This is a genomic window from Thalassotalea sp. LPB0316, assembly GCF_014898095.1.
GTDB lineage: Bacteria > Pseudomonadota > Gammaproteobacteria > Enterobacterales > Alteromonadaceae > Thalassotalea_G.
Genome location: NZ_CP062946.1, coordinates 2,208,860 through 2,220,765, shown reverse-complemented (window position 1 = coordinate 2,220,765; position 11,906 = coordinate 2,208,860). Strand labels below are relative to the sequence as shown.

Sequence of the window (11,906 nt, the reverse complement as noted above, 5' to 3'; positions counted from 1 at the left end):
CTATCATTAAATTATTGGAGAAAAATTATGAGTAACTTTTATCAATTCGATGCAACAGACTTTAAAGGTGACAAGGTTGAAATGTCATCATTCCAAGGTAAAGTAGTTTTAGTCGTTAACACGGCAAGTGCTTGTGGTTTTACTCCGCAATACGAAGGCTTACAAAAGCTCTACAGCCAATACCAGGATCAAGGTTTAGCAGTGTTAGCCTTTCCGTGTAATCAATTTGGTAAGCAAGAGAAAGGCTCCAACGAAGAAATTAAATCATTTTGCGATCTCAACTTTAATATTTCATTTCCACTATTTGCCAAAATTGACGTAAATGGTGACAACACTCACCCACTATTTAAGCACCTTAAAGCCGAAGCACCGGGTATTTTAGGTACGCAAAAGATTAAGTGGAATTTTACTAAGTTTTTAATTGGCAAAAACGGTAACGTGGTAAAACGTTATGCGCCAACGACTAAACCTCAAGACATAGAAGCAGATATTAAAGCTGAATTAGCTAAGTAAGTTATATGGCTGAACAATTACGTTTAGAAAATCAGCTTTGCTTTCGCCTATATAGGCTCAATAAGCGGATGACCAAAATGTATGCTCCGCTGTTAAAGGGGCTAGGCTTAACCTATCCGCAATACTTGGTCATGCTGGTGCTTTGGCAAGAAGCGCCAAATACAATGAGTGTAAAAGCGTTAGGTAAAAAGCTAGAGCTTGACTCTGGCACGCTTTCGCCATTGTTAAAGCGCATGCAAAGCCAAGGGTTAATTGATCGTATTCGCAGCGAGGAAGATGAGCGCAGTGTTGCTATCGGCTTGACTGAATTTGGCGCTTCACTAGAAAGTAAAGCACTTGATATCCCGATAAGCTTATTTAGCCAAACAGGGCTTTCTGAGACTGAATTTAGTCAACTGACCTCTTTGTTAGACAAGCTCATTGCAACGACGCAAACTTAAGGCTTGAAGGCTTGAAGGCTTGAAGGCTTGAAGGCTTGAAGGAATAGTATTGCGCAAATAAAAAAGCTCAACATTGTTGAGCTTTTTTCGTTATTTTTTCGCTTTGGCTTTTGGCTTGGCTTTCGCCTTAGCCTTAGGTTTAGCTTTTGCTTTGGCCTCTTCAACCCATTTGCCGTCAATATATTTGGCCGTCCATCCAGTGGCCTTACCGTCAACCTCTGTCATTACGTACTGCTCTTTGGTTTTACGGCTATAGCGAACAATAGCTTCATTGCCATCAGGATCTTTGGCTGGTGCATCGGCTAAATAATAGAACTTAGGTGAAATGCGATCCCTAAAGCGAGCCAGCTCAGCCACTTTGGGCGCACGGGTTTCACGAGATTTAGGGAATGTGCTCGCCGCTAAGAATATGCCTGCTGCACCATCGCGCAAAACAAAGTGCGCTTCTGATTTTTCACATGGCAATTCTGGTAGTTGCACCGGATCTTCTTTTGGTGGCGCAGCTTCACCATTGGCTAATAGTTTACGAGTATTTTTACATTCACTGTTAGTACAACCAAAGTATTTACCGAAGCGACCCGATTTAAGTTCCATGTCTGAACTACACTTATCACACTCGATAATTGGCCCGTCATAACCTTTGATCTTAAACTCACCCGACTCTAACTCTACGCCGTCACATTGTGGGTTATTACCACATACGTGTAACTTGCGTTTTTCATCAATCAGATAGCTATCCATCGCTGTTGAACACTTAGGGCAACGATGCATCGCACGTAAGGCTTCAGTTTCTTGATCTTCTGCTAATACACTTACCGCTTCTTCACCTGGCGTTAGGTTCATCGTAGTAGTACAGCGCTCCTTTGGTGGCAGCGCATAGCCAGAGCAACCTAAGAATACGCCAGTTGATGCGGTGCGAATACCCATTTTTCTGCCACAGGTTGGGCAGTCAATATCGGTGAGTACCACTTCATTACTCGGCATACCGCCTTCTTCAACCGGTTTATCCGCTTTTTCTAATAATCCAGTGAAGTTTTTGTAAAACTCATTTAATACTGCTTTCCAGTCGCTATTACCACCGGCGATTGCATCAAGCTCGCTTTCCATATTGGCGGTAAAGTCGTAGCTCATTAAGTTTTCAAAGCTTGCCGATAAGCTATCGGTTACGATTTCACCCATTTTTTCAGCGTAAAAACGTTTGTTCTCTAGGCGAACATAACCTCTGTCTTGAATCGTTGAAATAATTGATGCGTAGGTTGATGGGCGACCAATCGAGCGTTTTTCTAACTCTTTAACAAGTGAAGCTTCACCGTAACGCGCAGGTGGTTTGGTGAAGTGTTGGGCCGGCTCTAATTCAACCAATGACAAACTATCGCCAACTTGTAAATCGGGTAAATGCGTGTCTTTATCTGATTTTGATAATTGCGGGTGAACACGCGTCCAACCGTCAAACTTCATCACACGGCCTTTGGCTTTAAGATCAAAGTCGCCAGCTGATACCGTTAGCGTTGAAACATCGTAGCGCGCTGCCGTCATCTGACAAGCGACAAATTGGCGCCAAATAAGCTCGTATAAACGCTTACAGTCAGCGTCCATATCTGTTAATAGCGCAGCCTCTAATTTCACATTGGACGGACGAATAGCTTCGTGAGCCTCTTGTGCATTTGATTTTGCACCGTATACTTTCGCCTTCTCTGGTAAATAATCATCACCAAAGTTTTCACTAATATAAGTGCGACACATAGCTACTGCGTCTTTACTCAAGTTGGTTGAGTCGGTACGCATATAGGTAATGTGGCCAGCTTCATATAAGCGCTGAGCTAAGCTCATAGTACGCTTAACACCATACCCCAATCGCGTGCTTGCCGCTTGCTGTAAAGTCGAGGTAATAAATGGTGCTGAAGGCGAACTTTTTGAGGGTTTATCTTCGCGCTTACTGACTTGGTATGAGGCATTCTCAAGCGCTTTAACCGCACTCATCGTTTGTGCTTCATTGGTTGGCTTAAACGCTTTGCCCGATTCGTGAGTAACCGCTAATTTTAACGCTGTTTTGTCGCTCGTTAGGGTTTGCGCGTGAATGTCCCAAAACTCTTCTGGGATAAAGGCTTTTATCTCACGCTCTTTTTCAACAACGAGTTTTACAGCAACTGACTGAACACGGCCAGCCGATAAACCGCGAGCGAGCTTTTTCCAAAGCAGCGGGCTTACCATAAAGCCAACAACGCGATCTAAAAAGCGGCGCGCTTGTTGTGCATTTACGCCCGGCATGCTTAACTCTCCCGGTTCAGAGAATGCTTGCTCAATCGCGTTTTGCGTAATTTCGTTAAAAACAACACGCTTGTACTTATCGTCGTCGGCACCAATAATTTCTTTCAAATGCCATGCTATCGCTTCTCCCTCGCGATCCAAATCGGTTGCGAGATAAATAGTATCAGCGTTTTGCGCCAGTTTTTTTAATTCAGTAACAACTTTCTCTTTACCTGGCAGTATTTGGTAATCCGCTTGCCAATCTTTTTCAGGGTTAATACCCATGCGGTTAAATAAGGCTTGTTTGTCACGCTTTGCTTTGTACTTTGCCTTCGCTTCAGGTGACATTTTTCTCACTTCTGCTGGAGATTTGGCTGCAACTTTTTTGCCTGAACTTCCCGTCGGAAGATCACGCACATGACCAACACTCGACTTAACAACAAAGTTTTTGCCTAAGTATTTGTTGATCGTTTTAGCTTTTGCTGGTGACTCGACGATAACCAGTGATTTTGCCATACGTATATAAATTCCTAAATTAAGGGGCAGTCCCCTATCGATCTTTTATCGCACTAAATATGGATGAGCGAGGCGATGATGATTAAAACGCTTATAATAAGCTTTTTAAAATAACTATTAGATATATCTATTATTAACAATGCTGACAAGTAATAATTTTTTTATATTACCCAAATAAATCAATTTAGATATAATGACGCCCAATTTTTTGGCGCCACATCATAATAGACTTTGCTATAAAAGGTAACCGCTTTTTGAATTAATACAAAGCCGAGCCGTGAAATAGCACATAATAAATACTAAAACCTCTAAGTATGGGCGCTTTCCTCTAAAACAAGTAGTTCGAGATTATTATGGCAGACTCAAAAACAGCATTTTTTGACAACATCAAGCAAACGCTTTGTCCGCCGGGCAATGGCGTTTTTACCGTAAACACAGCTAAAGAGCGCAAAGAAGCGCTGCATTACAGCTTATTTGGGCAAACTCAGCATATTGATGAGCTCTGGCATCAATCTTTCGACAAATTACCGACAGCGTGTAATACGGTAATTTTAGGTGTTGCCTCTGATTGTGGCGGTGGAATATTGCGCGGTGCAAACTGGGGGCCGCTATTCTTGCGCTCAACATTATTAGAACAACACCCAAACCTTGCTAGCTTTGATTTAGGTGACGTACGCGTTATCCCACATTTATTGCACGATAAATATTTGAATGAAGCGACGTTAAGCAACTGCCGCCGTGCTTTGTACCAAGATGAAAATAGCAACTTACCTGTTAGCCCATTGAGCATTACGGAAGAAACATTGCACGAGTTTTACCGCGAGTTTCCGGAAAAAGGCGTGTTCGGTATTGGCGGTGATCACTCAATTAGTTATGCGCTGACCAAGCCTTATTTAATGGCGAAAAAAGCACAAGGCAAACGCGTAGCGATCATCCATTTTGATGCTCATACCGATTTATTGCACGAACGTTTAGGCATCGATTTGTGCTTTGGCTCATGGTGTACTCATATTCTTGATGATTTACATGAACCACATCACTTAATTCAGGTGGGTATTCGCTCAAGCGGTAAACCAAAATCACACTGGGAAGAAACCTTTGGTGTTAAACAGCACTGGGCACACGAGGTGCGTGAGCAAGGCGTTGACGCCGTTATCGAAAATATCAAAGCGCAATTAGCACCTGAAGCAATTGATGAGCTATACATTAGTTTTGATATTGATGCCATCGACCAAGAATTTGCTTCCGCAACAGGTACGCCTGAGCCAGACGGTTTGTATCCTGACGAAGCTGAGAAGATCATTTCTGAGCTCGCAAAGCTCTATCCGATTACTGGTGCCGACATGATGGAATTAGCACCGTTTACCGATAGTACGGGCAGAGGTCAAGAAGCGGTAGCGAAAACCTTTAAAGTCGCGGGCGATTTGTCGGCGTTAATGATCAAGGCAATGAATAAGTAACTCGCTTTAACATAAGTCATACCCGAGCAATCGGGTATTTCTCTTTTAGGCATCAAACCAAGAGATTCCGGCCTAAAACAACGCCGGAATGACGAACTAGCGTCATACCCGAGCAATCGGGTATCTTACAGATTGAACGTCATACCCGAGTAGTCGGGTATCTCTCTTTTGACTATCAAACCAAGAGATTCCGGCCTAAACCAACGCCGGAATGACGAACTAGCGTCATACCCGAGCAATCGGCTATCTTACAGATTGAAGGTCATACCCGAGTAGTCGGGTATCTCTCTTTTAAATATTAAACCAAGAGATTCCGGCCAAAACAACGCCGGCATGACGAACTAGCGTCATACCCGAGCAATCGGCTATCTTACAGATTGAACGTCATACCCGAGCAGTCGGGTATCTCTCTTTTGACTATCAAGCCAAGAGATTCCGGCCTAAACCAACGCCGGAATGACTAACTCGCATTACACCGCGACAACATGACGTCATACCCGAGTAGTCGGGTATCTCTCTTTTGACTATCAATCCAAGAGATTCCGGCCAAAACAACGCCGGCATGACGAACTCGCATTACACCGCGACAACATGACTCATACCCGAGTAGTCGGGTATCTTTTTATTTAAGCCAATAAAAAAGCGGAAGGTATTAACGACCTTCCGCTTTTATTCCTTGTGGTGCTTGCTGCTACTGAATCACGATAGTGATCGCGTTGTATGTAGTCACTGTGCCACTTGGTGTTTCCACCTCAATTAATAACGTACCTGTTTTAGGTTCGTTTTCACCTTTAATTGATACACCAAACGCAGCACCACCGTTGTGGTTATCATTTGGCCACGTAAAGCTTGAAGTACCTTGAACAGACCCTACTGTTGCGTTGAATCGCACCTCACTGCCGGCAGGCATTGGCTGATTGTGTAAGTCGGCAATAATTACACTGGCAGAGCCCACGTTTTCACCGGCGATGTAAACGGTGTCATCATTTGGGTCATAGTTGGGGTTTGCAACCTCAGGTGTATTAGGGTCGTTATCGTCGTCGATAGTTTTAACCACCGCATCGGTTGTTGATAAGGTAACAAAGTTTGCCGATGAACCCGACATGACGAGAACAAGGGATTTACGCACGTTAATCGACTTTTGTGTGCTACAACCATCATGAGCGGGAATCGCACATAAAACACCATTATATTTGCCATCGTTAACTGTAAAGTCTTGTGAATTATCAAAATCAACAAAAGTTTCTATTTCACCACCAGTTTCCGCGCCTGCTTCTACTGGGCTGTACAAACCGTCTTCGTTGTGATCGACAAAAGCTTCTTTTAAGTCATAGGCAAAACCACTGATATCGGTGCCAGTAAAGGCTGCTTGCTCAGAAGCATCAAAACGACCATTACCATTTAAATCAGGGAATGACTCTTCACCGATTGCGGTAGCTAAAATGGTTGCGCGGCCACCGTATTTTTGCCCCATGGTGTTGACGATTTCAGGTGTACGCCCTTCGATTGCCAACTCCTTGCCTTCTGGGCGCGGAAATTGACTGTACCAATTTACGCTACAAGAACCATTTACCGTGGTACAGGCCGGATCAATTGAACCACCTTCCGTTGTAAATGAAACCGCAGTACCATCAGGCACAGGGTTATTAAAGGCATCAGCTAAGCGCGCTGTTACAACCACTTGAGTACCATCGATGATCCACGCTTCGGGATTCAACACATCCGCAGATAAACTAAAGCTATCTTGATCTGGAATACCAGTCGAAACAACCAGTAAACTCGATTGTGAGGTAATCTGTGGATCACTACCCGCAATCACAGCTTGTACACGTACCGTAGTGGCTACCGTTCCTGAATTGACTACCGTTTGTACTAGACCTTGCGCATTAGTTGTTGCCGACGTTGGGCTAATTGATACATTACCAACATCGGTATTTAAGCTAAAATCAACCTGCTGACCATTTACCGGATCGCCATTAGTATCGAGTACCTTAAACACGACAGTTGCGCTTTCTGAGCCACCTAAAGCACCGGTACCTAACAAAGAAATATTTTCAGGGGTTGCCGATTCAAACTCAATACTACCAACATTAGCCGGTAACACATTAATAACCGCACTTGCTGATAGGTTTATTCCGCCAGCATTTGCTGTAACGTTAATGGTATCGTCGCCAACACAACCTTGTGCTAAATAAGTTGTCGATGCCGTACCATTTGACGTATTAATCGGAGAGCTAATTAACGCTGTTGGTGTTGGCAAACTAGCACAACCAGAAGTAAAGTTTACGTCAATCGCTTCAGTAAAAGGGTTGCCTTCTTCATCAATAATATTAACGGAAATAACCGCAGTTCCACCCGCAGATAAACTACCGGCTAGGTCAATCGCTGCGACACCTTCAACAAATGGCTCGCCACTGCCCATTAATACATTGGTTGAGCCAATGACGAAAATTTCTTGGCCACTTTCACCTGACGCTATACTGGCAGTGATTGTCCCGGCACCTAAACTGTTACCGGCAAATAAATCGACCGACGCTTGATTGTTGGCATCAGTAATGGCGGTTGGAATAGGTAAATCACCAATACTTGCATTAAAAGTTACGATTACTGGCGCTGAAATACCATTAACGGTAGCAATCGCTTTAGCAGGTTTTGAAGCGGTAATTGAATCGGTAGGATTACCTTGAGCATCGACTAACGCTACAGAGATATTAATATCGCCAACAACGCCGATATCATCTCCTTGGGTAGAGAATGTTAAACTTGCCGATTCGCCTGAATTCAATGTAGCGGTGACTTCGCCTGCACCACGAACAGAACCAGCAGTAAGGACGATATCTGCGACACCGTCAGCATTAGTTCTAGCCGTACCTGAGGTTGGTGATAACGCGCCTAACGTTGTCGTAAACGTAACGAGTTCACCTTCTTTGGGTTGAGAATTTTCAAGTACCGTAGCAGTGACGGTAATAGGTGCTTGTCCGGTAACGTTGGTGTCTGTGCTAGATAGCGAAACTGTAATGGTGCTATTATTGCCACCACCGTCATCTCCGCCTCCATTACCGTCTCTCGACAGACCATCACCACCACCGCCACAACTGACGACCGTAACAAGCATAAGCAATACACTTAAGCGACGAAGTAGCTCCATATACTGGCTCTCCCTAGTATTATTATAATAAGCAACAACATCTTAACCGAATATTCACCGTAAGGTCACGACAAAATTAGCAAACATCGTCTTCTAAGGTTTTTTATCCTTAAAAATCTGATACGCTATTGGGGATTTTCAGCTAATTACTTCTTGTTATGACTAAAAATAAAACAAAAAATCTAACAACGCGAATTGTCATCGGTATGGGATTGGGCATTTTAGTAGGTTTTATCCTCCAACTACTGATGCCAGACGGCAACGACTTCGTCATTCCACTCTACTTTTTCGACTTTTCTTTCCGCTCATTTTTTGTCGATGGCGTTTTTGAAATTGGTGGTCAAGTATTTGTTGCGAGTTTGAAAATGCTCGTTGTACCTTTGGTGTTTGTTTCTTTAGTGTGCGGTACTTGCTCGCTAAACGACACAGCTAAGTTAGGTCGCATTGGTGGTAAAGCGGTAGGTTTGTATCTAATTACCACGGCCCTAGCAATTACCTTTGCTATTTCAATAGCGCTATTAGTTTCGCCAGGCGAAGGCGTAAATATGGACTCAGACACCTTATTTACTAGTAAAGAAGCGCCTTCACTTGCCCAAGTTATTATCCAAATGTTCCCGAGTAACCCTTTTACCGCGTTTGCGCAAGGTAACATGCTTCAAGTCATCGTTTTTGCCCTACTCTTTGGCATTGCTACCGCGTTATCGGGAAAAGCCGGCGAGCGCATCGCTGCCTTATTTGTCGATTTAAATGAAGTGATCATGCGCTTGGTAACCATTTTAATGAACTTGGCTCCATACGGCGTATTTTGTTTATTAGCTAAGCTATTCACCGACATTTCATTAAGCACGATCAGTAATTTGATCGCTTATTTTATGGTGGTATTGGGTGTATTGATTATTCATGCACTGGTTACCTACCCTGTTTTATTAAAACTATTAACGGGTTTAAACCCAATCATGTTCTTACGCAAAATGCGTGATACGGCCATTTTTGCCTTTTCGACGGCAAGCTCAAATGCGACCATTCCGGTAACATTAGAAACAACCACCAAGAAAATGGGCGCAAATAACTCAATTGCCTCATTCACCGTGCCATTAGGTGCAACAATAAACATGGACGGCACCGCAATTATGCAAGGTGTTGCGACCGTATTTATCGCCCAAGTCTTTAATGTTGATTTAACCATTGCTGATTTCCTCATGGTAATTTTAACTGCAACCCTAGCTTCTATCGGCACTGCCGGTGTACCGGGTGTCGGTTTAATCATGCTCGCTATGGTATTGAACCAAGTTGGTTTACCTGTTGAAGGTATAGGTTTGATTATCGGTGTTGACCGTTTATTAGATATGACACGTACAGCGGTTAACGTAACAGGTGACTCAATGGTGACTATGGTTGTTGCGAAAACAGAAGGCCAGCTTGATGAGAGTGTTTTCAACGATGAAAACGCCGGCCAGAAGATTGAAGAGATTGACTTTCACCATATGAAAGACGGCAAAGCCTAGAAGTGGGATGTCAACCTACACAAAAAAGGTCAACGCAGTAACACGTTGACCTTTTTTTGTGGCTGCGACCTAAAGAGATACCCGACTACTCGGGTATGACGTTTTATCTGTAAGATACCCGATTACTCGGGTATGGCTGCTTTGCTGTGAGGCCCGGACTGCTAAGGCATGACCTAGTTCGTCATTCCGGCGTTGGTTTAGGCCGGAATCTCTTGGTTTGATACTCAAAAGAGAGATACCCGACTACTCGGGTATCACTCAATAAAGCAGGTATGACTCAATATAATAGATATGACTCTTTTTATTATTAAACAGTAATCAAATAAAGCTTTTCACGCAAAAAACTGACGTCAAACGTCCGTCGAGCAAATTGTTTATTAGTTAACTCCCGCTCGCCTATTAATTCAATATTAAAGCCGTCAAACAAATGATTAACATCAGCTTGAAACACAGGAAATGGCGGGCCTGATAACTCTTCTGGCGGAAACTCAAGCGTTATCAAAGCAAGCTTAACCCCTGTGGTAACTAAGCTACGGATATAATCAACGTATTGCAATTGCAAGGACTTAGGTAAGGCGATGAGCGCAGCGCGATCATAAACCCAGTCTACTTTGCCTAACATCTCTGGCGAAAGTTCAAAAATATCGCCTTGATAGAGCCTTATTTCATCTTTGCTATAACAAACAAATGGCGGCTTTAAGTGTGTTTGATAATCAATATTGTGATCTTCAAAAAAGTCTCGACACGCGATTTCACTTAACTCACACCCATCAACTTGCATATGCTCAGCCCAAAAAAACATATCAAGTGATTTACCGCACAAAGGTACGAACACTTTATGGTCTTGAGCACCAATTAACGGTTGTATGTACTGAGTTAAAAACGGGTGCAACTCATCTTGGTGAAAGCCAATCGAGTCTTTCTGCCAACAGTTATGCCAAAAACTTGCTTCCACAATTAACCTTTATAAAGCTGATTTTTTTGCCATAATTTGCCCCAAATTGTCTCAAAAGACAAACTAGCGGCTTTTGAGAATTTTTCAGCAAGACCTTTTTTGACCTCGTACTTAATTGCAATGACTTGTTTTGTTTTACTTGCATCTAACAAGTAGTCGTCACTTGTTTGGATCTCATCAACCAGGCCAAGCTCCTTAGCTTTAGTGCCAAACCAATGCTCACCGGTAGCCACTTTATCAATATCTAGACTCGGGCGATGTTCACGGACAAAGTCTTTAAACAAAACATGCGTTTCTTCGAGCTCTTCAATAAATTTAGCGCGACCTGCTTCGGTATTTTCACCAAACATGGTTAAAGTACGCTTAAATTCACCGGCTGTGAGTTGTTCGTAATCAATATCGTTTTTCTTTAATAACTTATTAAAGTTAGGTATTTGTGCGATCACACCAATCGAGCCAACAATGGCAAAAGGCGCCGATAAAATTTTATTTGCAACACACGCCATCATATAACCACCACTGGCGGCAACTTTATCAACGGCTACCGTAAGTGGTATATCTTTTTGACGAATGCGATCAAGTTGAGAGGCCGCTAAACCATAGCCATGAACCATTCCTCCACCACTTTCAAGGCGAACAAATACTTCGTCTTGTGGCGTTGCTACGGTTAATAGTGCCGTTACCTCTTCGCGTAAGCCACTCACTTCTTTTGCATCAATACTGCCGTTAAAGTCCAAAACGAATAATCGAGATTTATTCTCTTCATCAGTGTTGTGTTCTTTCTTTTTTTCTTTAGCGGCTTTTTTGTCTTGCTTGGCTTTTTCTTTTAACTCTTCTTTAGTCAGTAAATGATGAATAACTTCATCTTCTACCTCTTCAAAGTGTTCGCTTAAATCGGTGATATCTAATTCACCTTTCTTGGGTTTTTGCTTAACTGCCGCCGCCGTTATCGTGATAACAATCGCTGCAAATGCGATAACAAAGGTAATGGCTTTAGCTAAAAACAAGCCATATTCATATAAAAATTCCAATGAGTACTCCGGATATTATTGTTTTCTTCAAATGATATTGGCTCTCATTGTACACATTTCAATAAATGAGGCGATAAAAAAAAGCCCTCTT

Annotated in this window: 8 protein-coding genes; 4 read left to right on the top strand and 4 right to left on the bottom strand. The window is 42.9% G+C overall.

The genetic code is table 11. The features are described 5' to 3' along the window. The first annotated feature begins 24 nt into the window (after window positions 1-24). Together LP316_RS09845 and LP316_RS09840 are read left to right on the top strand one after the other, a co-directional pair. A complete protein-coding gene (locus LP316_RS09845; protein WP_413470676.1) occupies window positions 25-513 on the top strand; it encodes a glutathione peroxidase in 489 nt (162 codons plus the stop codon). Between the two features lie 5 nt (window positions 514-518). Next, complete coding sequence (locus LP316_RS09840) at window positions 519-953, top strand: MarR family winged helix-turn-helix transcriptional regulator (protein ID WP_193020816.1); 435 nt, start codon at window positions 519-521, stop codon at window positions 951-953. 90 nt (window positions 954-1,043) lie between these two features. Here the strand turns inward: LP316_RS09840 and topA are convergent, their stop codons facing one another. After that, window positions 1,044-3,716, bottom strand: coding sequence for a type I DNA topoisomerase (topA, locus tag LP316_RS09835; protein WP_193020815.1), 2,673 nt, complete (start codon window positions 3,714-3,716; stop codon window positions 1,044-1,046). Window positions 3,717-4,069: 353 nt separating this feature from the next. Here topA and LP316_RS09830 point away from each other — a divergent pair, with 353 nt between their 5' ends. Further along, window positions 4,070-5,176: an arginase family protein gene (locus tag LP316_RS09830; RefSeq protein WP_193020814.1), complete on the top strand. Its 1,107-nt coding sequence runs from the start codon at window positions 4,070-4,072 to the stop codon at window positions 5,174-5,176. 691 nt (window positions 5,177-5,867) lie between these two features. On the opposite strand, the gene LP316_RS09825 is transcribed toward LP316_RS09830, so the two are convergent. Beyond that, window positions 5,868-8,324, bottom strand: coding sequence for a hypothetical protein (locus LP316_RS09825; RefSeq protein ID WP_193020813.1), 2,457 nt, complete (start codon window positions 8,322-8,324; stop codon window positions 5,868-5,870). Between the two features lie 158 nt (window positions 8,325-8,482). Between LP316_RS09825 and LP316_RS09820 the strand changes: the two genes are divergently transcribed. After that, on the top strand, window positions 8,483-9,829 hold the full coding sequence (locus LP316_RS09820; protein ID WP_193020812.1) for a dicarboxylate/amino acid:cation symporter: 1,347 nt from the start codon (window positions 8,483-8,485) through the stop codon (window positions 9,827-9,829). A 307-nt stretch (window positions 9,830-10,136) separates the two neighbouring features. On the opposite strand, the gene LP316_RS09815 is transcribed toward LP316_RS09820, so the two are convergent. Then, window positions 10,137-10,784 carry a thiopurine S-methyltransferase gene (locus tag LP316_RS09815; protein ID WP_193020811.1) on the bottom strand — a complete coding sequence of 216 codons (648 nt, stop codon included), beginning with the start codon at window positions 10,782-10,784 and terminating at the stop codon, window positions 10,137-10,139. A 2-nt stretch (window positions 10,785-10,786) separates the two neighbouring features. Then, window positions 10,787-11,815 (bottom strand): protease SohB, encoded by a 1,029-nt coding sequence (gene sohB, locus LP316_RS09810; protein WP_193020810.1) that lies wholly within the window; start codon window positions 11,813-11,815, stop codon window positions 10,787-10,789. Window positions 11,816-11,906 lie beyond the last annotated feature (91 nt).

Coding starts and splice junctions, on each gene's coding strand:
- topA (WP_193020815.1), bottom strand. CDS start 3,716: ATGGCAAAATCACTGGTTATCGTCGAGTCACCAGCAAAAGCTAAAACG.
- LP316_RS09830 (WP_193020814.1), top strand. CDS start 4,070: ATGGCAGACTCAAAAACAGCATTTTTTGACAACATCAAGCAAACGCTT.
- LP316_RS09820 (WP_193020812.1), top strand. CDS start 8,483: ATGACTAAAAATAAAACAAAAAATCTAACAACGCGAATTGTCATCGGT.
- LP316_RS09825 (WP_193020813.1), bottom strand. CDS start 8,324: ATGGAGCTACTTCGTCGCTTAAGTGTATTGCTTATGCTTGTTACGGTC.
- LP316_RS09840 (WP_193020816.1), top strand. CDS start 519: ATGGCTGAACAATTACGTTTAGAAAATCAGCTTTGCTTTCGCCTATAT.